This is a genomic window from Cytobacillus sp. IB215316, assembly GCF_033963865.1.
Classification (GTDB): domain Bacteria; phylum Bacillota; class Bacilli; order Bacillales; family SM2101; genus Nanhaiella; species Nanhaiella sioensis.
Map to the genome: position 1 here is coordinate 203129 of NZ_JAXBMC010000005.1, position 23297 is coordinate 226425.

The following is a 23297-nucleotide window of genomic DNA, read 5'->3' on the forward strand; positions in this document are numbered from 1 at the left end:
CTGAACATACCCGCCAAGCAAAGAAGAGTGGGATGAAAAGTCGCTTGTTAACCTTCATATGGTTTGGCTTATGAAAACAAGCAGATAAGCCCTGTAGGTTTCATATCATGCAAAGCAGCAAACTCAATAACAAACCCTCTGACACAATTTGGCAGAGGGTTTTAATTTATGAAATCTTATTAAATAAAATATTATTTTCTAGATGAATATGTTCAAATAAATCAGATTCTAGCTCTTCTAAGCGATTAAATACTAATTGATACGTTCTACATGCACCTAATGGTGGCGTGAAATTATTCGTAACGGTACGTAGTTCCTTTAAGATATCACCTGCAGTTTCATGTTCATTTTTCGTAGCTTCGAGAATATTGACGATTTTGTCTCGATTACTATTAGAAGGATCGTGCTCGAACGCTAAAAATGATGGAAATAGCTCAGTTTCTTCACCCATAAGGTGCTCTTCTAAATCTGCTTTTAACGTGTTGAATAGCTTATGAACTTGAATAAGTTCTGGGTGGGCTTGTCCATGGACCCTCATCACTTTTGTTACATACGGGCTTAATTGTGGAAGCTCCTCTCCTAAATAACGATGATGTTTATCTATTATGCGGTTGATAAGTTCGGTAATAGATGCTGAATTCCAGTTGTGTTGAGAACTTGAATCGTTTTCTTTCTCTTCATATAACTTGTTTAGCTCTGCAATTATTTTTTCTGTAGAAACATTTCTTTCAAGAGCTGATTCTTTTATAGGTCTATTCCCATTACAACAAAAATCAATCCTATACGATTTAAAAATATCACTAGCTTTAGGAAATTCTGCTACAACTTCCCCTACAATCATGTTTTCATCAAATTTATTTGGCATTTCTATTCCCTCCTCATTAATAAAGATGGCTGTTTTCGCAATGGTTGTTGTTTTTCGTATTAAATAATAAACCGTACCCAACTAGAGGTCGTGGCATCTTATCTTCTGTACAGAGATGACTAACAATATTTGGTACTAAATTCATAATAATAGCAACAAAGTTTACGAAAAGAGCCTAAAAAATAAATTCTTACGTATAGCATAGACAATCCAAATGCGTAGCGTGGTGATTGAGATCACAGGTCTTTCATTGAATGTAACTTTATGGACAGGAAATGCGGTGTCAATTGGGTAAATTGACAATTGACGTCACACATCTTTCATAATATCGCAACTGTATTGTGACAAATATTACACAAAAATAAAAAAATCTATTATATGATGAAATTACAATGAGAAGAATTATCATTATCATATAAGATAATAATTTGTAAATTTAGCTATGAAGAACTTTTCAGCTATTTCAGGAGGAATATCATATGAACATGGCTAACTTGAAAAAAGGCTCTACAGCAAAAATTATTGATTTGTCATTAGCAAGTGATCTTGTGAAGCAACGGTTATTAGACATGGGCGTCGTAGAAGGTGAAAATATTTGCTTAAAGTGTGTCATGCCATTTGGAGGTCCAGTATTGATTGAGTGCTGCGGACAATGTATAAGCATTAGACGTAATGAGGCAGCGAAGATTGGAGTGGATGATATTGTCCTCACAAATTGCACTATTCGGGAATCCTAATACGGGAAAAACATCACTGTTTAATAATTTGACAGGATCATATGAATACGTTGGCAACTGGAGTGGGGTGACCGTTGAGAAGAAAATTGGTATCTTAAGAGATAAACAAGGCCAGCTCATTGATCTCCCAGGAGTGTATTCATTAAATCCACTTTCAAAGGATGAAGAAGTTGTCACAAATTTTATGCTGACAGCATCATTTGAAAAAATTGTTAATATTGTTGATGCTTCTCAACTAAAGCGGAATTTACACTTAACAGTGCAGTTGTTAGAGTTCGAGAAACCTATCATTATCGGTTTAAATATGGTTGATGTTGCAAAAAAAAGAGGCTTGATAATCAATGCTGAAAAATTAGCTGATAAGCTTGATGTCATAGTAGCTCCTATTATTGCTAGAACTGGAATGGGCTGTGAAGAACTTACAGCTAATCTTGCGTTACTTAATGAATCTAATGAACGAATATTTACATTAAATTATGGCGCTATTTTAGAAGAAGCAATTCAGCAAATTGAAGAAATACTACCCGACAATTTATCCATATCAAAACGGTGGTTAGCTATACAATATTTGGAAGGTAACAAACAAGTAGAATCCTATGTTAGACAATTTTTAGAACCAAATATACTTGAGCAAATAAAGCACCAAACGGAACAGATGATATCAAAAGTTACAGAAAGTGGAACAATACGTCAATTCATCTATCATATACGTGATCAGTTTATCGGTGGCTTAATAGTAAACGTAATGGAAGTGTCTGAGACAAAGGAAAGAACTACAACGGAATTAATTGATAATATAGTCACGAATAAATACTTCGGGTTACCACTATTTTTACTATTTATGTATATCATTTTTATGTTAACTTTTGATTGGCTCGGTTCGCCTTTAGCGGATTTGTTGGATGGCTTTATTTCAGGACCAATATCATCATTGTTAGCAAATGGACTTGAGGTAATCGGTGCTTCGGAGTTTATTCAATCGTTGGTACTTGATGGCATTGTGGCAGGGGTTGGTGGAGTATTAGTATTTGTACCACAAATTTTTATCTTGTTTCTATTAATCTCATTCCTTGAAGATTCAGGATATTTAGCGAGAGTAGCTGTAGTGATGGATAGATTAATGGAGGCAATTGGTTTAAATGGAAAGGCATTTATTCCTATGATTATTGGTTTCGGATGTAATGTTCCAGGTGTTATGGCAGCTAGAACAATTGAGCAACCGAAAGAGCGACTGTTAACAATATTATTAACTCCTTTAATGTCTTGCTCAGCAAGATTACCTGTATATGCGTTGTTTGCAGGGACGTTCTTTATTAAACATCAAGCTGTCATCGTATTTTCATTGTATGTATTAGGAATTGTTGTTGCGATGGTGCTAGCAAAATTGTTCTCTAGTATATTTTTCAAAGGAGAAAAATCACTGTTCGTCATGGAACTACCTCCTTATCGCATCCCTCAATTGTTAACATTGTCACGTAGTACGTGGGAGAAGGGAAAGGGATTTTTGAAAAAAGCGGGAACAATCATTTTTGCAGGTTCTGTTTTTATTTGGTTGTTAACATACTTTGGACCAAGTGGTGTCGCTGAACAAATGGATAATAGCTTTTTAGCTTTAATAGGTGGTTATATAGCTCCTTTATTTGCCCCTTTAGGATTTGGCACATGGCAAGCTGCCGCTTCGTTGATGACAGGTTTTTTTGCAAAAGAAGTTGTCGTATCGACGATGAATATTATTTACTATGCGCCTAACACAGACTCTTTACAAGGCATGCTATCAGAATATTATACACCAATCTCCGCTATTAGCTTTATGTCATTTGTCCTTTTATATGTACCTTGTCTTGCAACAGTAGCTACGATAAAAAAAGAATCGAATTCGACGAAATGGACACTTTTTTCAGTTGGATATGCCCTAGTAATAGCTTATGTAATTTCTTTACTTATTTATCAAGTCGGAAAAATGTTTTTATAGTAGTAAGTATAGATCACTGACTAAATATTAAAGGAAGTGATAAAATGGTAATAAATATTGTCCTTGGAACATTGATTATCGGTTATGCGGCATTCATGCTCTTAAAATCATTAAAACGTAGCTCAAAAGGAAAATGTGCAAATTGTTCAAGTGCTTGCCAGCTTCCATGTGATCATACTTCAACAGTACATGATGAAGTTTCACAAGCTCCAGAAGAGCATACAGTTAAATAATGGAGGAGCATGGTTTCTTTTAGAGGAGATTTAACAAGGATGAGAAAATAAACCAATTTAGTAATTTGGCAGTCGTGGTCAAGGACTTTTCTATTAAAAAAGTTTCATCAACTTAAGTCATCATTTTATGTAATGAGTTCAGCTAAACAAGCTTTAAGCTATCGTTAAAAAGAAGAAAAGATGTTGGAAACTTTTGTTGTATACCCGTAAATAATTAGAATGTATAAAAGTCTGTTAGAAATAACTATAAAGGAGTAGGCCTATGGTGGAAAAAAGACAATTAACACCAGTATCAGAAGCTGTTAGTAAGGTTATGGCACATGCTAAGCATGGTGAAATAGAAGAAGTATCAATAGATGATTGCTATGGTCGTTTTCTTGCAGAAACGATTGTTGCAGATCACGATGTACCACATTTTGATCGCTCTGCTTTTGACGGCTTTGCGATACGAGCAGTAGATTCCATACATGCGAATCAACATAATCTTATTGAATTTGAAGTGGTTGAAGAAATAGGTGCCGGGCAGGTAGCATCAGAGACATTAACAGAAGGCCAAGCGATACGAATTATGACCGGAGCACGAATGCCTTCGACTGCAGACGCGATTGTAATGCTCGAATTAACTAAGCAATACGAACGTGATGGAAAAAAGTATATGTCTATAAAGCGACCTTTTAAAGAAGGTGATAACGTTTCTTTTAAAGGTGAAGACACAAAAAAAGGTACTGTATTAGTTGAAAAAGGACATGTTATAAATCCAGGTATAAAAGCGTTATTAGCTACTTTTGGTTATAGTACTGTAAAAGTAGGAAAAAAACCAAAAGTAGGTGTGTTTGCAACAGGGTCAGAACTACTTGATGTAGATATGCCTCTAGAGCCAGGAAAAATACGAAATAGTAATTCCTACATGATCTGCGATCAAATAGAACGTTGTGGTGGAGAGGCCGTTTATCTTGGAAAGCTCATGGATGATTTTCAATCATGTTACGAGGCGATGAAAAATGCACTTCAACATGTTGATATTCTTATTACCACAGGCGGTGTTTCTGTAGGAGACTTTGATTACATACAAGAAATTTATAACAAGCTAGGAGCTGAACTCCTTTTCAACAAAATTTCAATGCGACCTGGCAGTGTGACTTCAGTTGCACAGTTAAATGGTCAGCTATTATTTGGCTTATCTGGGAATCCATCAGCCTGTTATGTTGGTTTTGAACTATATGCTCGTCCAATCATAAGGAGCCTATTATTTTCAGCACGTCCACACCTTCAAAAAATTCAAGCTACGCTTAATGAAGACTTCCCTAAAGCTAATCCTTTCACGAGATTTGTAAGGAGTAAGCTGTCATACCATGAAGGAAAAGTTTTTGTAGCGCCGAGTGGTTTAGATAAATCAAATGTAGTTGTTTCTTTAGCTTCTACGAATGCGTTAATGATGTTACCAGGTGGCACTAGAGGATTTCAAAAAGGAATGCTGGTAGACGTGTTGTTACTTGAAGATCAAGAAGGTTGTCAATGGCCGTGGTGAAGACACCAGTAATTTTACAAATAGTAGGGTATCAGAATAGTGGGAAAACCACTTTAGTTGAACGCTTTGTGCATGAATCAGTCAAACAAGGTTTAAAGGTTGGCACAATTAAACATCACGGACACGGTGGCAAACCAAAGGCAAATGATGTAGGGAAAGACACATATCGTCACCGGCAAGCTGGTGCAGTCATAACTGGGGTTGAGGGGGAAGGGACTGTTCACATTCATATTGAAAATGACGAAACTTCCTTGAAGCAATTACTACAAATGTATAATCCATTTGGCCTAGACATCATTTTTGTAGAGGGATATAAACAAGCACAATTTCCGAAAATCGTTTTATTACGATCGATAGAAGATATCCATTTATGTAACGAATTAACGAACGTGTTAGCTATTGTAAAATGGTTCGATCATCATCAATTTGATGAGTTTCAATATAAGGTGTTCAATATTGGTGAGCAAGAAAAATATATTCCGACGATTTTACAAAATGTGAGGAGACGACATGGACAATAAAAATTTTTCAGTGACTGAAGATCCAATTCGAGTTCAAGAATTAATAGATAAAGTAGTTAGGCGTGAAGCAGGAGCGGTAACTACTTTCATCGGTACAGTGAGAGAGTTTACAAAGGGAAAGCGAACTTTATTTTTACAATATGAATCATATGTTACGATGGCTGAAAAAAAACTAGCACAAATAGGTGAAGAAATAACAGAGAAATGGCCTGATGCTACAGTAGCGATCACTCATCGAATTGGCAGGTTAGAAATATCAGACATTGCAGTGGTCATTGCTGTATCAACGCCTCACAGAAAAGATGCTTATGAGGCGAATGAGTATGCGATTGAACGTATAAAGCAAATTGTTCCTATTTGGAAAAAAGAGCATTGGGAAAATGGTGAAAAATGGATTGGAGATCAACTGGAACAAAATGAATACCCAACAGGACAACCTGAGGAGGAGCATATCAATGATTAAAGTTTTACTTTTTGCACATTTGCAGGATGAGGTAGGTAAAGAAACGATAACGATAGATAAGGCACCTCTAACAATTGCTGAATTAAAAGTATTGCTATCAGACCAATTTGAACTACAAAATGTAGAACAATTAATGTTTGCTATAAATGAAGAGTATGCACAAGTAAATGATGTCATCCAAGCAGGGGATATTGTTGCACTTATTCCACCTGTAAGCGGAGGGTGAAAATAAAGATTATATTAACCACCAGAAAAAGTGAGTCGACTGATGACTCACTTTTTTGTTAGCCAATATTTCATAAGTGTTATGTTGATTAACCTTCTCTTATATAGCATTATCCCATTTATAATGAGAATTCAGAAAATGTACAAATGATAGAGATATATAATACGCTATACTCTGTTTTAGAGGAACATTTTGGAATGTACATTAAAAAAGGGGCAGAAAGTGAGTTGGAAAATGAAAAAGGATAATTAGATATATCTTATTTTACTTATCTATTTTAGTGTATCAGGATATTCGTATATATTATGTAGTGAGAAAAAATACTAATGGATTTTTTATAACGAAATCTCTCAGATTATAGCCGTAGAGCCAGTATTGTTGCTCTATCTAATATTACTTTAATCTTTCCATAAATTATTTTGGTTGAACTGAGCCAAAATGATACAAGTAGTGAAGAATTCTGAATAACTTCTGACATTGAAACGGCATCAAGTGAAGAAGTACTCGAAGCTTATTAAAATATTATAATTGGGGTTTTACATCTTTTGAACGATTAGGGAAAGGAGGGAGAAGGATGAAGTTTAGCTGGAAAAATCTTATTATTATAGTCATTTTAACTAACTTAGCTACCTTTTATTGTGTTAAGGTTTTTTTTCCAACAACAGTTATAAAAAATAATTATCTATTTAAACTCGCAGGTAAGGGTGAGTATTGGGAGGTGAAAGATTATCAAATTGCATGGAATCTAATAAAGGAGCAATTGAAGGTAGCGAAGAAATAACCTATCTGGGAGATCCTCAGCAACTAGAAGGAAAAATTGAAGTAAAAGTATATGATTATTTTAGAGATGGCATTGTACCTCACAGTGTAGGAGAAACAGATGCGGAACAGTTTGTGAAATATGTCTCAATTAAAAGAGGTGGTGGAGGGGCTTATCCTGATAATAGCTTGTCTTTTGAAGATATTATGGAGCAAACTATTTTTGAATTTAGTTGGAGAACCAAAGATGGAAAAAATCATAAAGAGAAAGTTAAGTTGGAATTAGATTATGACCAACGATATATAAACCATATAAAATGAACACTCCAACCATTTCTAATGAGCTCTTTATCTACACGAAAACAAATCCAATACTCCCATGAAAGAATGAGTCTGGGGTTATTGGATCGAGAATTTTACGACTATATTATAGGAGGATATTTCTTACATATAATGGGTTTGCTCTTTTATAGCATAGTTTTTTATTTTTTCATAAAGCGTGGAGCGACTAATTCCTAACAAATGAGCGGCTTTAGTTCGATTACCGTTTGTTTGGATAAGCGCTTGAATGATCAGTGATTTTTCAGACTCTTTCAGTAGATTTTTTTGATTAGTAAAATATCCATTATTAAAGCTATGAAAAGTAGGTTGTGTTTGTTGAAGTCCGTGTGTAAGCTCTTCAAATTGAATATGTAGTGGCTCAATCCATTTTGTATTAGTAAAGTGATAAGCTCGTTCAATAATATTCTCAAGTTGTCGTACATTGCCTGGCCAATCATATTGTTGAAGCTTTTCAATGCCACCGTTTGAAATACCAACGATAGTGCGCTTTGTTTTGGCATTACATTTTTCAATGAAGTGATTACATAGTAAAGGGATATCCTCCATACGTTCATTTAAAGGAGGGATATGGAGTTGAATGACATTTATTCGATAGTATAAATCTTCTCTAAAATTTCCTTTAGCTATTAACTCAATTAAATTCTTATTTGTAGCTGCTATAATTCTCACGTCAACCTTGATCGTTTTTGTGCCACCAACTCTTTCAAACTCTCTTTCTTGTAAAACACGTAATAGCTTTGCTTGGAGAGATAAGGGCATATCACCTATTTCATCTAAAAACAGGGTACCTTCATGGGCTAATTCAAATTTACCTGGTTTTCCTCCTTTTTTCGCACCAGTAAAGGCACCAGAAGTATAGCCGAAAATCTCTGCTTCTAACAGCTCTTCAGGAATGGCTGCACAGTTAATTTTGATGAATTTCCCTTTTCTGCCTGATGAAAAATGGATACCATCTGCTATTAATTCTTTCCCTGTGCCACTTTTTCCAGAAATTAGAATAGTAGAAAATGATTGTGCGGCTATTAGTGCTTGTTGTTTTAAGTCTTCCATTCTTTCACTTCGAGAAATAATGTGTGTAAAATAATTTGCGCTTTGTTTCGTAGATACTAAATCTCTAGCAACCTGCTCATAATCAGTAATATCCTTTAAAACTACCATTCCCCCAGTAACTGTTTGCCATTGTAGCAGAGGAATAAAAGAAGCAATCACTGATGTTGTACCTATCGATAGTTGCTTATGCTTAATAATGGTCTTAGATTGAATTGTAGATTTTAAATAATTTGAAATTGCTGGAGAGATTTCTTCTATAGAGTGATTTATAAGTTGGTTTTTTTCATAGTTAAGGATATTAGTTGCAGATGTGTTAACGGATGTAATTGTGAGATCTAAGTTAACAGAGATAACCGACTCTTCTAAGTTATTAATTAATAAATTGAGACGTTCTGTTAAGCTTTGACTTTCTGTTATTAATCCTCGAATGAGTTCAGACTTTGTAAGTACGCCTACCACTCTTTGTTGATCGTTTAGAACGATGGCATGACCAACATTTTCTTGCACTAGCAAGTCTTTTGCATAATATACATTATCATTTTCATTAAGTGTTACTACGTTTTTTTTTATGTAGGGAGTGATTTCTTTTGCTAAATCTCCTGAATCAAGTAAACAACGATAGAGAGAATATTTGGTGACAATTCCTACGAATTTTTTGTTATTTAATACGCAAGCGATATCCTGACGAAAGTGTAAAAAAGCTTGAAGAACTTCACGAACGGAGCTCGTAGGTACTACTTTGATAAATTGAAATGAAGTGATTTGACGAATTTCTATAAGGATAACCCCCTTTTCCATATGTTGTAATTGTATTAAAAAATTTTTGAATATTCAACATATTTGTCCGGTTTCTGTACAGTCGTAAGTTACTACGGACATATGTAACGATGCTAACAGCAATATATAATCGATATTTTCTAAGGAATATTTGTGTATGAAATTCCGTCGTATGAGTTAAGTACACCACATTTATGGATCAAATACTTAGTTATATGGGTCAAATTACAATATTTACGGGTCAAAAACTCAGTTATATGGGTCAAATTACAATATTTACGGGTCAAAAACTCAGTTATATGGGTCAAATTACAATATTTACAGGTCAAAAATTCAATTATATGAGCTAAATCACTATATTTATCGGTCAAATTCACTGATTTACTTATTTGGCACAACATTTGCATATAGCTATTTGTAGGATTTCTTTTATATCCATCTACTTATTTTTCTTGTTTATAAGGGGGCTAATTAATGAGAGAAGATTATGAACTATATTTCAGAGAAAAAGAAAGAATTTTAAAAGGTGGGAAAGAAAAATATCATCAGTATAACGCAAGTAAAGGCAAAATGTTCGTTCGAAGTAGGTTATCGAAGCTATTTGACGAGGGGTCAATCGTTGAGGACGGTTTATTTGCCAATGCGGAGGAACCTGAATTACCTGCTGACGCATGTATTACTGGTATAGGTGAGATTAACGGGAGAACGGTATGTTTTTTGGCTGCCGATTCCACAGTAAAAGCAGGGTCATGGGGACCAAAATCAGTCGAAAAGAATATACGAATTCAAGAAAAAGCGATGGAACTACAAGTACCAATGTTATACCTTATTGATTCTGCAGGAGCTAGAATAACTGAGCAATTGGAAGTTTTTCCTGGGAAAAGACAAGGTGGAAAGGTTTTTTATAACCAAATCCAAATGTCTGGATCCGTACCGCAAATATGTATTTTATTTGGACCGTCACCAGCTGGTGCTGCCTATGTACCTGCTTTTTCTGATTTGGTGATTATGGTTGATCAAAATGCTTCAGCATATTTGGGATCTCCAAGGATGGTTGAAATGGCGATCGGTGAGAAAACGACGATGGATGATATGGGTGGTGCGAAAATGCATTGCTCAGTGAGTGGACTTGGTGATGTTCTCGTTCAAACTGAAGATGAAGCGATCGAAACATGTAAGCAGTACTTAACATTTATGCCACAAAATTGGCAAGAAGTGCCGGATGAGGGCGTAAGTAAAGAACCAGTAACAGGAAGAAAGATAGAAGAAATTATTCCTCAAAATGAAAACGTTCCTTTCGATATGTATGAACTGATTAATCAAGTAATTGACGAAGATAGCTGGTTTGAATATAAGAAGTTATTTGCACCAGAGCTCATAACTGGTTTTTGTAGGATTGGTGGAAAAGTAACTGGGTTAGTTGCAAACCAACCAAAGGTAAAAGGTGGCACCTTATTTGTAGATTCGCCAGACAAAGCAGCACGCTTTATAAAAATTTGTAATGCCTATAGTATTCCTCTGTTGTTTTTATCAGATGTTCCAGGCTATATGATTGGATCAAAAGTGGAAAGAAGCGGAATCATTAGGCATGGTGCAAAAATGATTTCTGCATTATCAGAAGCAACAGTTTCAAAAATTTGTGTCGTTGTAAGAAAGTGTTACGGTGCTGGATTATATGCGATGGCTGGACCTGCGTTTGGAACAGATGCAGTGTTAGCGCTGCCGAGTGGATCAATAGCTGTAATGGGACCGCAGGCAGCTGTAAATGCAGTATATTTAAATAAAATACTCGAGCTTCCTGAAGAAGAACGCCAGGCTTTTGTTCAAGCTAAGCGAGAGGAATATGCAGAGAATATTAATATCCATAAGCTAGCTTCAGAGTTAATTATAGATGATTTAATCGGCTTTGAAGAGTTAAGGTCGGCAGTTATTCGTAGGTTTGCATTATATAAAACGAAAAAAGTACATGTGCCCGAAAAGAGAAACGCGATTCATCCAGTATAGAAAAGAGGTGTAATAGTGGAATTCCAAACAATTTTATACGAAGTGAAAGAGCATATTGCAACGATTACTCTTAATCTACCTGAAGTGAGAAATCCATTAACAGAGAAGTTAGTTACAGAGCTTATCCAAGCGATAAAGCTAGCTGACTCAGATGAACAAGTTCAAGCCATGATTTTAACAGGGCGTGGAAAATCCTTCTCAGCAGGTGGAAATCTGAATGAATTTAAGCGGACTTCTGAAAAGGATGTTCCTACATTATATTTTGAAGGAAAAAGTAGTACAGAGTTATTTAAACTAGGTGCAACGGTACAAACACCGATGATTGCTGCTGTAAACGGTGCGGCACTTGGTGGTGGAACAGGTCTAGTTGCAATGTGCCATATAGCTATTGCATCCACTAGTGCAAAATTAGGCTTAACAGAGCTGAAGCTAGGTATTGTTCCATTTGTCATTTTGCCATGGGTAAGAAGAGCAGTAGGAAACCGTAAAGTAATGGAAATGATGCTTAAGGCAGAAGTGTTAACCGCTGAAGAAGCATGTAAATATCATTTAGTTCATCAAGTTGTGGAACCAGAGAGATTAGATGAAGAAGTCTGGAATACTGCAAAAATAATAGCATCTCATAGTCCACTTGCTGTAAAGCTAGCACTAGATTCATATTTTACGACTGAACAGATGGATTTTATGAAATCCTTTGATTATTTATCAAACTTAAGGCTTGTATCTTTTAAGAGCAAGGACCTAAAAGAGGGTGCTTCAGCATTTTTAGAGAAACGAGTGCCCGATTGGAAAGGGGTATAAACAGTGAATTATGAAGCTCCTATAAGTGGGAATGTTTGGAAGGTTTTAGTGGAGGATGGCGACCATGTCCAAATTGGTGATGTTCTTATCATAATGGAATCTATGAAGATGGAAATTCCAATCGAAGCAACAGCTGAAGGGACAGTAAAAAAAGTAATAGCTAGTGAAACAGATTTTGTACAAGAAAGTGATATTGTTATAGAAATGGAAGACTAGGGAGGTGGTTATGTGAAGTCAATTCGAATAGGCGCTGCTCAAGGCTTTTATGGGGATACAATTGAATCAGCAATTGCAACAGCAAAGCACGGTAATGTCGATTATTTATGCTTTGACTGCCTAGCAGAATTAACGATGGCAATATTATTAAAGGACCAACAAAAAGATCCTCATCTAGGATATGCAAGGGATATAACTTTATCAATGAAAGCACTGTTACCATATGTGAAGAAACAAGGAATGAAGATCCTTACAAACGCGGGAGGTTTGAATCCACTAAGAGCTCAACAAGAAGTCATTCAAATTGCAAGGCAAAATAGGTTTGAAAACATAAAGGTTGCTGTCGTCACTGGAGATCATATTTATGAAGATTTAGAGGATTTAATAGAACAAGGGGTTTCTCTTGATCATTTTGAGACGAATGAGTCCTTTCGTACAGTAAAAGATAAAGTATTGTTTGCAAATGCTTATCTCGGCGCACAGCCCATCGTAGAAGCATTGAAAGAAGGAGCAGATATTGTAATCACTGGACGGACGACAGATACCGCGCAATTTTTAGCACCCTTAATATATGAATATAATTGGGGAGATCAGGAGTGGGATAAGCTTGCAAGTGGTGTGTTTATGGGCCATTTACTAGAGTGTTCTGCGCAATCAACTGGGGGAAATTATAGCGGTGAATGGCATGAAGTTGCTCAAATGGACGAAATAGGTTATCCGATTGCTGAATGTCAAGAAAATGGAGAGTTTATCGTCAGTAAGGTAAAGGAGCGCGGCGGTCTTATTACACCAAATACTCTGAAAGAACAAATGCTGTATGAAATCCATGATCCATCAGCATATATTACGCCTGATGTTGTTGTTGATTTAATGAATGTGAAGCTCGAACAAGTTGCTGAAAATGAGGTTTTAGTCACAGGTGTGAAAGGCAAAGCTAAACCAGCTGAATTAAAAGTCGTTATGGGGTTTGACAATGGCTATATGGGGCAAGTAATAACTGGCTTTGCTTGGCCAAATGCACTGGAAAAAGCGAAAAAAGCAGATGAAATTATTCGCCTTCAAGCAGAGAGGAGCAAACTTCAATTTGATGAGATCAAAACTGATTTCATCGGTTACAACGCGCTACATGGTCCTTTGGCAACAGAAGTGAGTACCGATTCAAATGAGATTTTTCTTAGAATGGCCATACGTACAAAATCTAAAAGAGACGCCATTTCTTTTTCAAGGCTATTTCCACCACTTGCTTTAAATGGCCCACCGAGTATGGGGGCGTACATAGGAAACATCCCACCTAGAAAGCTATTTGGTATGTGGGCAACGCTTATACCTCGACACCTTGTAGAGGCTAAGATTTCTGTTACGGTTCAGGAGGTGTAAAGGATGTCGAAGATACTACTTGCAGAAATAGCTCAAGCTCGTTCAGGTGATAAAGGCAACACCGTAAATATAGGACTTATTGCTAAAGAGGAACAATGGTATGACATACTCGTTGACCAAGTAACGAGTGCAAAGGTGAAGGAGCATTTTGAGGGAATAGTACTTGGAAATGTAACAAGGTATGAACTACCAAACATACACTCACTTAACTTTGTATGTACTAATGCTTTAGATGGGGGCGGATCAAACTCATTACGATTAGATAACCTCGGAAAATGTTTTGGTTCCAATTTACTGAGGTTAGAAATTGATATATCTCAAGATTTATGAAGTATCGACGTTTTTAAAATTCAGCATCTCAAAAACTAATCTTTACATATTTCATTAAGAAAGGAGTGGTAATGATTAAGTATGAACCGTATTTTTCAGATGAACACGAACAGTTAAGAAAGACGATAAAAAAATTCGTTCAAAAGGAAGTAATTCCTTTCGTAGATGAGTGGGAAGTAGCAGGCGGCTTTCCTAGAGAAATGATGGCAAGAATGGGTGAGCTCGGATTTTTAGGACTGCGTTACCCTGAAGAAGTTGGAGGGCAAGGCTGGGACTATTTCTCTGGTATTGTGTTAGCTGAAGAGCTTGCGAAATGTGGAGCTGGTGGTTTTCCAATGGCTGTTGCTGTTCAAACTGATATGGCAACTCCACCAATATTGGAATTTGGTACAGAGGAACAGCAACAAAAGTATTTGAAGCCAGCGTTACGAGGTGAAAAAATCGCTTCAATTGGGATTACAGAACCAAATCACGGATCTGATGTAGCTTCTATTGAAACGAGAGCTAAACGAGATGGGAACGAATGGGTTATCAATGGAGCAAAAACGTTTATTACAAATGGTCCGAGTGCTGATTTTATTACACTCGTTACACGAACTTCTGATAGTCCAGGGTATAAAGGTATCAGTCTGTTTTTAGTTGAAACGAATCGTCCTGGCTGTACTGTCAGTAGAAAGCTAGACAAGGTAGGTATGCGCTCATCTGATACTGCTGAATTTGTATTTGAGGATGTACGTGTACCACATGAAAACTTGTTAGGGGAAGAAGGGCGAGGTTTTGCACAAATTATGTGGGAACTACAAGGAGAGCGATTAATAGCTGCCGCTGGGGCAATCGGTATGGCTGATCATGCGTATAATTTAGCTCTGGAATATGCCAAAACGAGAAAGCAATTCGATCAAACTATTAACAATAATCAAGTCATTTCACACTTGTTGGTAGAAATGAAAACTGAAATAGAGCTTTGTAGAGAATTAACCTATGCTACTGCGTACAGATTTGCAAATGGTGAAGTACCTAGTAAAGAAATATCCATGGCAAAGTTAACATCAGCAAAAATGTGTCATTGGGTAGCAGATCGAGCATTACAAATTTTCGGAGGAAGCGGATATATGCTAGAAAATGAAATTCAAAGAATTTGGCGTGATTCTAGAGTGTATCGTATTGGCGGAGGAACCGATGAGGTTATGAAAGAAATTATCGCTAAGCAAATGGAGCTATAAGAAAGAGTTTTGCTGTATCGAAAGCTTTTCTAACTGTTTAGCTACTGAACCGAACCTCTCTAGCTGTTTCAACTATTTTTACGTCTTTAGCTCACTTGTCTAGAAAAACTTAACTCAAGTCATTCATTCGAAGCGAACAGAAATGACGACAGTGCATGTGTTGGTGAGGTGTGTGCTATTTTTTGAATTTCAATTTTTTTTGGGGGTGAATTGTTCATGACTCACTGGATCTTCACTGAAGAACACAAATTATTTCGTAGAACCGTTCGAAAGTTTGTGGAAAAGGAAGTCAAGCCTTATGTTAATGAGTGGGAAAAGGAAGGTGAAATCCCACGCAGCCTTTTTAAGCGAATCGGAGACCTAGGTTATTTAGGTATTAAAGTGCCAAAGAAGTATGGAGGATTAGGTTTAGATTATATTACTGAAGCCGTTTTTCTTGAGGAGTTAACAAAATGTGGCTCGGGTGGTGTAGGTGCTGCGATTGGAGGCTCCATTGGAATTGCCATGACTCCTATTTTGAATTTTGGTAACGATCATCAAAAGACAAAATATGTTCAACCTACGATTGCTGGGGATATGGTGGGAGCCCTTGGGATAACTGAGCCAAACGCTGGAAGTGATGTCTCCTCTCTGCGTACGACTGCTACAAAAAAAGATGGATATTATGAGTTAAATGGATCAAAGACGTTCATTACAAATGGTGTAAATGCCGATTATGTCGTAGTTGCTGCCAAAACGAGAAATGAGCCACTGCATAAAAATATTAGCTTGTTTATCGTTGAAACAGGATGGGATGGCTTCGATGTTGGAAAGCCTTTGCAAAAACTAGGTTGGCGAAGCTCTGATACTGGGGAGTTATTCTTTGAAAACGTAGCAATACCTGAAGAAAATCTAATTGGAAAAGTGAACGATGGCTTTTATTATATTATGAAAAATTTTCAATGGGAAAGAATCATCTTATCGTTAGCATGTGTAGCTCAGGCGGAAATGGCACTGGAGGCAAGCATGAAATATAGTTCCGAAAGAATACAATTTAATCAACCAATTTCAGCATTTCAAGTGAATCGACACAAAATGGTTGATATGGCTGTAGATATTGAAAAAGCAAAGCATATGACTTATCGAGCGTTATATTTATTCAATGAAGGTAAAGACATCACGACTGAAGCGACATTTGCGAAAGTTTATGCTGGAGAGATGGTAAATAGGGTCTGTGATGAAGCTATGCAAATCTTTGGTGGGGCAGGGTACATGATGGAATATGATGTACAACGTTATTGGCGAGATGCTAGAGTCCAATCGATTGGAGGTGGTACGACACAAATTATGAATGAAATTCTATCAAAGCAACTACAAATAGTAGATTAGTAAATTAAGAAATGAAGGCATTAATAGATCAGTTAATGAAAGCGCTTTAATATTTTATGTTAAATGTAAGTATCTGCTCTATAATAGCAAGCTGGTTATGGATAAGTATGGCTTAAATATCAAAAAAAGAGGTGTTCATATGATGATTAACGAGATCAACAGAATTGCCATTGGGGATATGTTAAGAAGAACAGCTAACAGAGTGCCTGAAAAAATAGCCCTTGTTGATGGTGACGTTGAGTTAACGTATAAACAACTAGACAATGCAGTTAATCAATTTGCTAACTATTTGTTAAATAATGAATTTAACAAAGGTGATTGTGTAGCTACCATTGCTGGGAATTCCTACGAACATGTAATCGCTATTTTTGGTATAGCAAAAGCAGGATTAACATGGGTACCCATTAACCCGCATATATCAATCCAAGAAAAGCTATATATTCTCGATGAGGTGAAGGCATCGATCATCCTTGGTGATGCACCGTTGTTAAGGCAAGATTATGAGAGCTTAAAGGCAAAACACTTATTATATTTTAATAACACCTCAGAAGAAGAATTAGCATTTCTTGCTGCTTTCAATGACGAATCTACAGATGAACCGGTAGTTGATATTCATGATCGTGATGTAGCTCAAATTATGTTTACGAGTGGAACGACAGGAAACCCGAAAGGTGTCATGATCAGTCATACGAGTGTCTATGTATCAAGCTTAGCAAACATTATTGAAAACAAATTGAAGCAAGAGGATGTCGTAACGATTATGTTACCGATGTTTCATTGTGCGCAACATGCATTTCTTACATCGTTTATAAATATAGGGGCAAAGAATATCATTTATAAAGCTTTTGAACCAGAGGCTTTTATGCAAACAGTCCAAGAGGAAAAGGTTACGGTTATGTTTGCCTTACCTATTATGTATCGAGCCATTATTCATCATCCAAAAAGAGAACACTATGATCTTTCATCTCTCGAAACGTGTATGTATGGGATGGCTCCTATGGATAAGTTTACTTTAGAAAAAGGCATAACCGAATTGAATGCAAATTTTTTATTAGGTACTGGGCAAACAGAAATGTATCCAGGTACGATGTTTTTTAAACCAGAAGAACAGTTACGCCGATTCGGATCTTATTGGGGTACGAGTAGTTTAATTAACGATACAGTGATTATGGATGGCGAAGGTAACATCCTCAGTAAAAATCAAGTCGGTGAAATCGTCCACCGTGGTCCGAACGTCATGAATGGATATTTAAATAATAAACAAGCTACCGAGCAAACGCGTATGTTTGATTGGCATCATACAGGAGACTTAGGTTATTGGGATGATGAGGGACAAATGGTTTTTGTAGATCGAAAAAAAGACATGATTAAAACTGGTGGAGAAAATGTGGCATCTATAAAGGTAGAACAAACAATTATTAATCACGCTAAAGTTCAAAATGTAGTAGTTGTAGGGTTGCCACACGAGCACTGGAGTGAGGCAGTGACTGCGTTTGTAATTCCAAAAGAGGGAATGGATTTAACGGCTGAAGAAATTATTGCATATTGCAAGCAATATTTAGGAGGATTCCAGGTTCCTAAGGATGTCGTTATCGTAAATGAATTACCTATGACATCCACTGGAAAAATACAGAAACATCATATTCGAAAACAATATCAAGAACACTATGCTCACGCGAAGTCTTAATAAAAAATACCATTCACTCTGACAAAAACATTTTTTCGAAACAAGACTAAGTAATAAATAAATAAGTGAAAGGTGGGTTAACACAATGAACAAAGGAATAGGGTCATGGCTAACATATCATAGTGAACAGAGACCTGAACAAGCTGCTCTCATATACAAAGATAAAACAATCACGTATAAGGAGTTAAATATTAGAGTTAATAAACTGGCTAATAGTTTTCTTAAGCTAGGAGTTCGATTTGGAGATAGAGTTAATGCTCTCCTTTTTAACTCAAATGAATGTATGGAAACGATGTATGCTTGCGCTAAAATTGGTGCTATTTTTGTACCGATAAATTTTCGTCTTAGCATTGATGAAATTGAATACATTGTTCGAGACTCTGGAGCAGGTCATTTAATCTACGATGAAAGAATGACTCAAGCAGTGAATGCATTGCGTGAAAGAATAAAAGACTTAAATTATTTCATCCATGTTGGTCACTCTCCAGATTTAGTAGATTTATCTTACGAAAATTTAATAGATCAGTCATTGGGGAATGAGCCTGAATTTGAAATGAGCGAAAATGATGTTCATATGATGATGTATACGTCTGGTACGACTGGAAAACCAAAAGGAGCAATGTTAACTCACGGAAATACACAATGGAATGCAATTAATGCGATTCAATTTTTGGCTTTCAATGAAGATGACATTACTTTAACTGTGGCACCTCTATTCCATATTGGTGGGATGAATATTCTTACGACCCCTGTACTATATAAAGGAGGGACTGTCGTTCTTCAAGACCATTTTCAACCAGATAAGGTACTACATGCGATCCAAGCTTATAAAGTAACTAGTCTATTTCTTGTTCCTGCAATGTGGATGGCTCTCTTACATTCTAACCTCATTAATGACTATGATGTATCATCTTTTCGATTTTGCATTTCTGGTGGCGCACCATGTCCTCTCACAGTGATTGAATTTTTTCAGCAAAGACAAGTACCGTTATATGAAGGGTTTGGATTAACTGAAACAGCTCCATTTGTAAGCTTACTAGATGCTAAAAATGCTTATCGAAAGATGGGTTCAGTTGGTAAGAACCCTATACACACGGAAGTGAAAATTGTTAATGACTTAGGAAGCCGTGTAGAACATGGTGAAGTTGGTGAATTATTAGTCAAAGGCCCTAATGTGTTTGCTGGATATTGGAATAAGCCACTTGAAACGAAGAAGGCTATTAAAGATGGTTGGTTCTATACAGGTGATTTAGCCAGAATGGATGATGAGGGTTTTATTTATATTGTAGATAGAAAGAAAGATATGATTATAAGTGGTGGAGAAAATATTTATCCTGCAGAAGTGGAACAAGTTTTATATAAGCATCCTGATATCAAAGAAGTTGCCGTAGTTGGGGCAGTAGATGAGACATGGGGTGAGGTCCCTAGGGCATATATTGTCCTACATGATACCGACAAAAATTTGACAATCGAACACTTCACAACATTTTGTAATGGAAAGCTCGCGAATTATAAGATTCCTAAACATATAGAGCTACTTTCCAATCTACCTCGAAATGCAACTGGCAAAGTGTTAAAAACTCAACTAAGAAGCATGCTGTGATAGTACTTAAACTGTCTTAGTTTTATAAGAGAAACAAAAGGAGGAACATAAAATGATGAATAATTTAGTATTATACGAATTGCTAGATCGTACAGCTGTAATTACGTTGAATAATCCTGATAAGCTAAATGCACTGTCTTTTGATTTAATTGAGGAACTTGAAGGGACTATTCGAAAAGCGGAGAAGGATGAAAATGTGCAAAGTATTATTTTGACAGGTACTGGTCGTGCATTTAGTTCAGGAGGGAACGTAACTGATTTTCCAGATTTGAATGCAGTGAACGGGCGTAAATATTTGATAGAGGGACATGATTTACTTAAAAGAATTTATGCTTTAGAAAAGCCAGTTATTGCAGCTGTCAATGGATTAGCAGTTGGAGGAGGGTTTAATTTAGCTCTTTGTTGTGACTTTGTTTTAGCTTCAGAGAAAGCTGTTTTTTCTCAAATTTTTTCAAAAATTGGTCTAGTTCCTGATATGGGAGGAATGTTTCTTTTACCGCGCACCGTTGGGTTACAAAGGGCAAAGGAGCTTATGTATTCAGGACGAAAAATTACTGCAAAAGAAGCGTTTGAATATGGTATTGTGCTTGAATTAGTATCTGCAGAACATTTAATGGAACGAGCAGTTGAATTTGCGAAAACAATAACAGAAGGTGCTCCAAATGCAATTGCATTGGCTAAGTCAATTTTAAACCATAGTTTTGAATCAAGCTTTGATCAAATTTTAGCTGAAGAAGCTATGGCACAAGGTATTGCCTTTACAACGAAAGATCATAGAGAAGGAGTAACGTCATTTTTTGAGAAAAGACAACCACAATTTTCTGGTAGGTAATTAGTGTATGAATTAAAAAGGGGAGAAAGATAATGAACGAAAAACTGCCGAAACATATGACTACAAATATAACTTTACCAGTCATTTCAGCACCAATGTTTCTCATATCAAGTCCAAAGTTAGTTATTGAAAGTTGTAAGTTAGGTGTCATAGGTTCGTTTCCAACATTAAATGCTAGAACAGTAGATATATTAGAAGATTGGATGGCTGAAATTTCAACAGAGCTAGCTATTGCAAAAAAAGAAGATCCTCAACTGAAAGTTGCACCATGGGCTGTCAATTTTATCGTTCATCAAACAAATCCGCGATATGAAGAAGACTTACGGTTAATAACTAAATATCAGCCCCCAATTGTTATTACATCACTTGGAAATCCGTCAGCTGTTGTTGAAATTGTTCATCAATACGGTGGTCTTGTCTTTGCTGATGTAAGTAACATTCCTCATGCTCGCAAAGCTGCGAAAACGGGAGTTGACGGCTTAATTCTAGTATGTTCAGGTGCAGGAGGGCATGCTGGAACAATTAATAGCTTTGCTTTTGCAGGAGAAGTAAGAAAATTTTGGGATGGCATTACAGTCTTGGCAGGTTGCATCACGACGGGACGTGATATTCTTGCAGTTGAAGCTTTAGGTATGGACATGGCTTACATTGGAACGAGATTTATAAGTGCAAAGGAGAGCTTTGCAAGTGAAGATTATAGAGATATGTTAATAGATGCTTCTGTAGATGATCTTATTTATACTGATGCCATTAGTGGTGTATACGCTAATTACCTAAAGGAAAGTATTTTAAATGCTGGTATTGATATAAATGAACTTGAAAAGAAACAAACTGTTGACTTTTCATTTATGAACCAAACAAATGCGAAAGCATGGAAGGATATTTTTTCAGCAGGGCAAGGAGTTGGTCAGATAAGTAGAGCTCAAACAGTTGCTGAAATTATTGAGGAAATGCAAAATGAGTATCATTTAGCTAAAGGTAGGTTGTCTGAAACGCTCGTTTAGCTTAAAGGCTCTTTTCGTAAACTTTGTTGCTATTGTTATCAAATTATTACCAAGTACTATATAAGTGGTTTATATGTTAGTCAACTATGTACAGCAGAAAAGCGCTAGTTGACTATTTTTTAATAAGAAAATCAACAATCAATGCAAAAACAGCATTACTAAAAATGGACAGTATGATGAGTTGTATAGGTGCACAATAATTAAAAAGTTATCACGTACGCTAAATGTATACGTGCTTAAATCTTATAACGAAAATGTGAAAACAGCCAAAGGAAAACATGCTGCATGGACATCACTCTCATCTAATGAAGTTAAAATATCGGAAGGTTACCCATGACTTTAACCTTTTTGCTATTTTCAACCTTAATAGACGGAAAGGTGTCACGAAACTTTAGTTACGCTTATTTTCAGCGTGAGAAAACAACAACCCTTATCATAACCACTCTATTGAAAGGCTAGGACCAGAAGTTATTCTAGCCTTTTAAGAGCTTACAATTAGGCTATACACAACATTTTTGTAAATTGTTAATAAAAAGTCAAAGATGCCTTGGAAGGGACTGTAACTTTGTGATTTATCTCACTTATTGTTTTATGTTGTTTCATTATAATAACATCTAAGAAAGTTTAGGTGAGGTGAACGAGTATGAAACCTTTGATTCCGAAACAACACGGTGCATGGGCTATGTTACTCATCCCATTTTTGGTAGGAATATTTGCTGGGCAGCCTTCTATGATACATATCCCCTTATTTGGTGGCTGGCTATTACTTTATTTAGGTACATATCCTTTGCTCATGTTTTTGAAAGGAAAGCGACGCGAATTTTATCTCAAATGGACATTTATTTATATGTTTCCAGCTCTAATTTGTTTAGTTGTAGCATTAATTATTAATTATAAACTTATTTATTTTGGCATCGTCATGTTGCCTTTTTTCGTGGTAAATGTGTATTTTGCAAAGAAAAACCAAGAACGTGCACTACTAAATGACATGAGTGCAATTACATCATTTAGCATCGGTGGAGTAGCTAGTTATTATGGGGGGACTGGTACGATAGATTTTGTTGCTATTGGTATTTTGTTACTATCAATGTTCTTCTTTATAGGAAGTACATTTTATGTGAAAACAATGATAAGAGAGAAGAAAAATAATGCATACCGTTGGCTTTCTTGGGGATACCATCTAGGAATCATAGTTATATTATTTGTAAGTGGCTACCCTTGGTTTATTATTGCGTATATACCGAGTGTAGTCCGTGCTTTTTACTTTTATGGAAAAAATGTTTCTGTTTTGAAAGTAGGTATCTGGGAAATTATAAATGCTGTTTATTTTTTCTTAGTCGTTGTAGTGTTAGTCTAAAATAGCATTGAAATGTATATCG

Annotated in this window: 23 protein-coding genes; 21 read left to right on the plus strand and 2 right to left on the minus strand. The window is 36.1% G+C overall.

Annotation, left to right across the window (positions count from 1 at the left end; translation table 11 throughout):
- Window positions 1-166: 166 nt before the first annotated feature.
- On the minus strand, window positions 167-865 hold the full coding sequence (ric, locus tag SLH48_RS11175) for an iron-sulfur cluster repair di-iron protein (RefSeq protein ID WP_320258205.1): 699 nt from the start codon (window positions 863-865) through the stop codon (window positions 167-169).
- Window positions 866-1344: 479 nt separating this feature from the next.
- On the opposite strand from ric, the gene SLH48_RS11180 reads away from it, so the two are divergent.
- The 9 genes from SLH48_RS11180 (at window position 1345) to SLH48_RS11220 (ending at window position 7625) form a co-directional block, all read left to right on the plus strand.
- Window positions 1345-1602, plus strand: coding sequence for a FeoA family protein (locus SLH48_RS11180; RefSeq protein WP_320258206.1), 258 nt, complete (start codon window positions 1345-1347; stop codon window positions 1600-1602).
- Window positions 1562-3574, plus strand: a complete 2013-nt coding sequence (feoB, locus tag SLH48_RS11185; protein ID WP_320258258.1) for a ferrous iron transport protein B — start codon at window positions 1562-1564, stop codon at window positions 3572-3574. The genes SLH48_RS11180 and feoB overlap by 41 nt, the downstream gene beginning before the upstream one ends.
- A gap of 44 nt (window positions 3575-3618) precedes the next feature.
- Window positions 3619-3807: a FeoB-associated Cys-rich membrane protein gene (locus SLH48_RS11190; protein WP_320258207.1), complete on the plus strand. Its 189-nt coding sequence runs from the start codon at window positions 3619-3621 to the stop codon at window positions 3805-3807.
- Between the two features lie 262 nt (window positions 3808-4069).
- The gene (glp, locus tag SLH48_RS11195; RefSeq protein WP_320258208.1) at window positions 4070-5335 is read left to right on the plus strand and encodes a gephyrin-like molybdotransferase Glp; all 1266 of its coding nucleotides are present in this window, start codon (window positions 4070-4072) and stop codon (window positions 5333-5335) included.
- Window positions 5323-5856: a molybdopterin-guanine dinucleotide biosynthesis protein B gene (gene mobB / locus SLH48_RS11200; RefSeq protein ID WP_320258209.1), complete on the plus strand. Its 534-nt coding sequence runs from the start codon at window positions 5323-5325 to the stop codon at window positions 5854-5856. The genes glp and mobB overlap by 13 nt, the downstream gene beginning before the upstream one ends.
- Complete coding sequence (locus SLH48_RS11205; RefSeq protein WP_320258210.1) at window positions 5846-6319, plus strand: molybdenum cofactor biosynthesis protein MoaE; 474 nt, start codon at window positions 5846-5848, stop codon at window positions 6317-6319. The genes mobB and SLH48_RS11205 overlap by 11 nt, the downstream gene beginning before the upstream one ends.
- Window positions 6312-6545, plus strand: coding sequence for a molybdopterin converting factor subunit 1 (moaD, locus tag SLH48_RS11210; RefSeq protein WP_214482566.1), 234 nt, complete (start codon window positions 6312-6314; stop codon window positions 6543-6545). Before SLH48_RS11205 ends, moaD begins: the two co-directional genes overlap by 8 nt.
- A gap of 574 nt (window positions 6546-7119) precedes the next feature.
- Window positions 7120-7326 (plus strand): hypothetical protein, encoded by a 207-nt coding sequence (locus tag SLH48_RS11215; RefSeq protein ID WP_320258211.1) that lies wholly within the window; start codon window positions 7120-7122, stop codon window positions 7324-7326.
- Entirely contained in the window at window positions 7284-7625 is a 342-nt protein-coding gene (locus SLH48_RS11220; protein ID WP_320258212.1) for a hypothetical protein, read from the plus strand. The genes SLH48_RS11215 and SLH48_RS11220 overlap by 43 nt, the downstream gene beginning before the upstream one ends.
- 123 nt (window positions 7626-7748) lie before the next feature.
- On the opposite strand, the gene SLH48_RS11225 is transcribed toward SLH48_RS11220, so the two are convergent.
- Window positions 7749-9494, minus strand: coding sequence for a sigma 54-interacting transcriptional regulator (locus SLH48_RS11225; protein WP_320258213.1), 1746 nt, complete (start codon window positions 9492-9494; stop codon window positions 7749-7751).
- Between the two features lie 453 nt (window positions 9495-9947).
- Between SLH48_RS11225 and SLH48_RS11230 the strand changes: the two genes are divergently transcribed.
- The 12 genes from SLH48_RS11230 (at window position 9948) to SLH48_RS11285 (ending at window position 23275) form a co-directional block, all read left to right on the plus strand.
- The gene (locus tag SLH48_RS11230) at window positions 9948-11477 is read left to right on the plus strand and encodes an acyl-CoA carboxylase subunit beta (RefSeq protein WP_320258214.1); all 1530 of its coding nucleotides are present in this window, start codon (window positions 9948-9950) and stop codon (window positions 11475-11477) included.
- Window positions 11478-11492: 15 nt separating this feature from the next.
- The gene (locus tag SLH48_RS11235; RefSeq protein ID WP_320258215.1) at window positions 11493-12278 is read left to right on the plus strand and encodes an enoyl-CoA hydratase/isomerase family protein; all 786 of its coding nucleotides are present in this window, start codon (window positions 11493-11495) and stop codon (window positions 12276-12278) included.
- Window positions 12279-12281: 3 nt separating this feature from the next.
- Window positions 12282-12494, plus strand: coding sequence for an acetyl-CoA carboxylase biotin carboxyl carrier protein subunit (locus SLH48_RS11240; protein ID WP_320258216.1), 213 nt, complete (start codon window positions 12282-12284; stop codon window positions 12492-12494).
- A gap of 12 nt (window positions 12495-12506) precedes the next feature.
- Entirely contained in the window at window positions 12507-13871 is a 1365-nt protein-coding gene (locus SLH48_RS11245; RefSeq protein ID WP_320258217.1) for an acyclic terpene utilization AtuA family protein, read from the plus strand.
- A 3-nt stretch (window positions 13872-13874) separates the two neighbouring features.
- A complete protein-coding gene (locus SLH48_RS11250; protein ID WP_320258218.1) occupies window positions 13875-14201 on the plus strand; it encodes a hypothetical protein in 327 nt (108 codons plus the stop codon).
- Window positions 14202-14272: 71 nt separating this feature from the next.
- The gene (locus SLH48_RS11255; RefSeq protein WP_320258219.1) at window positions 14273-15424 is read left to right on the plus strand and encodes an acyl-CoA dehydrogenase family protein; all 1152 of its coding nucleotides are present in this window, start codon (window positions 14273-14275) and stop codon (window positions 15422-15424) included.
- A 216-nt stretch (window positions 15425-15640) separates the two neighbouring features.
- Complete coding sequence (locus SLH48_RS11260; RefSeq protein ID WP_320258220.1) at window positions 15641-16792, plus strand: acyl-CoA dehydrogenase family protein; 1152 nt, start codon at window positions 15641-15643, stop codon at window positions 16790-16792.
- Between the two features lie 139 nt (window positions 16793-16931).
- Window positions 16932-18479, plus strand: a complete 1548-nt coding sequence (locus SLH48_RS11265) for an AMP-binding protein (protein WP_320258221.1) — start codon at window positions 16932-16934, stop codon at window positions 18477-18479.
- A gap of 85 nt (window positions 18480-18564) precedes the next feature.
- The gene (gene menE, locus SLH48_RS11270) at window positions 18565-20082 is read left to right on the plus strand and encodes an o-succinylbenzoate--CoA ligase (RefSeq protein ID WP_320258222.1); all 1518 of its coding nucleotides are present in this window, start codon (window positions 18565-18567) and stop codon (window positions 20080-20082) included.
- A gap of 52 nt (window positions 20083-20134) precedes the next feature.
- Entirely contained in the window at window positions 20135-20914 is a 780-nt protein-coding gene (locus tag SLH48_RS11275; protein ID WP_320258223.1) for an enoyl-CoA hydratase/isomerase family protein, read from the plus strand.
- Between the two features lie 32 nt (window positions 20915-20946).
- Entirely contained in the window at window positions 20947-21918 is a 972-nt protein-coding gene (locus SLH48_RS11280; protein WP_214482583.1) for an NAD(P)H-dependent flavin oxidoreductase, read from the plus strand.
- A 643-nt stretch (window positions 21919-22561) separates the two neighbouring features.
- Window positions 22562-23275 (plus strand): YwiC-like family protein, encoded by a 714-nt coding sequence (locus SLH48_RS11285; protein ID WP_214482584.1) that lies wholly within the window; start codon window positions 22562-22564, stop codon window positions 23273-23275.
- Window positions 23276-23297: the final 22 nt, after the last annotated feature.

Excerpts from the sequence above, each read along its gene's own strand:
- ric (WP_320258205.1), bottom strand. The coding sequence starts at position 865 with ATGCCAAATAAATTTGATGAAAACATGATTGTAGGGGAAGTTGTAGCA.
- SLH48_RS11230 (WP_320258214.1), top strand. The coding sequence starts at position 9,948 with ATGAGAGAAGATTATGAACTATATTTCAGAGAAAAAGAAAGAATTTTA.
- SLH48_RS11250 (WP_320258218.1), top strand. The coding sequence starts at position 13,875 with ATGTCGAAGATACTACTTGCAGAAATAGCTCAAGCTCGTTCAGGTGAT.
- mobB (WP_320258209.1), top strand. The coding sequence starts at position 5,323 with ATGGCCGTGGTGAAGACACCAGTAATTTTACAAATAGTAGGGTATCAG.
- SLH48_RS11180 (WP_320258206.1), top strand. The coding sequence starts at position 1,345 with ATGAACATGGCTAACTTGAAAAAAGGCTCTACAGCAAAAATTATTGAT.
- feoB (WP_320258258.1), top strand. The coding sequence starts at position 1,562 with ATGATATTGTCCTCACAAATTGCACTATTCGGGAATCCTAATACGGGA.
- SLH48_RS11265 (WP_320258221.1), top strand. The coding sequence starts at position 16,932 with ATGATGATTAACGAGATCAACAGAATTGCCATTGGGGATATGTTAAGA.
- SLH48_RS11190 (WP_320258207.1), top strand. The coding sequence starts at position 3,619 with ATGGTAATAAATATTGTCCTTGGAACATTGATTATCGGTTATGCGGCA.
- SLH48_RS11205 (WP_320258210.1), top strand. The coding sequence starts at position 5,846 with ATGGACAATAAAAATTTTTCAGTGACTGAAGATCCAATTCGAGTTCAA.
- SLH48_RS11215 (WP_320258211.1), top strand. The coding sequence starts at position 7,120 with ATGAAGTTTAGCTGGAAAAATCTTATTATTATAGTCATTTTAACTAAC.
- SLH48_RS11225 (WP_320258213.1), bottom strand. The coding sequence starts at position 9,494 with ATGGAAAAGGGGGTTATCCTTATAGAAATTCGTCAAATCACTTCATTT.
- glp (WP_320258208.1), top strand. The coding sequence starts at position 4,070 with ATGGTGGAAAAAAGACAATTAACACCAGTATCAGAAGCTGTTAGTAAG.
- menE (WP_320258222.1), top strand. The coding sequence starts at position 18,565 with ATGAACAAAGGAATAGGGTCATGGCTAACATATCATAGTGAACAGAGA.
- SLH48_RS11255 (WP_320258219.1), top strand. The coding sequence starts at position 14,273 with ATGATTAAGTATGAACCGTATTTTTCAGATGAACACGAACAGTTAAGA.
- SLH48_RS11260 (WP_320258220.1), top strand. The coding sequence starts at position 15,641 with ATGACTCACTGGATCTTCACTGAAGAACACAAATTATTTCGTAGAACC.
- SLH48_RS11220 (WP_320258212.1), top strand. The coding sequence starts at position 7,284 with ATGGAATCTAATAAAGGAGCAATTGAAGGTAGCGAAGAAATAACCTAT.
- moaD (WP_214482566.1), top strand. The coding sequence starts at position 6,312 with ATGATTAAAGTTTTACTTTTTGCACATTTGCAGGATGAGGTAGGTAAA.
- SLH48_RS11285 (WP_214482584.1), top strand. The coding sequence starts at position 22,562 with ATGAAACCTTTGATTCCGAAACAACACGGTGCATGGGCTATGTTACTC.
- SLH48_RS11275 (WP_320258223.1), top strand. The coding sequence starts at position 20,135 with ATGATGAATAATTTAGTATTATACGAATTGCTAGATCGTACAGCTGTA.
- SLH48_RS11280 (WP_214482583.1), top strand. The coding sequence starts at position 20,947 with ATGAACGAAAAACTGCCGAAACATATGACTACAAATATAACTTTACCA.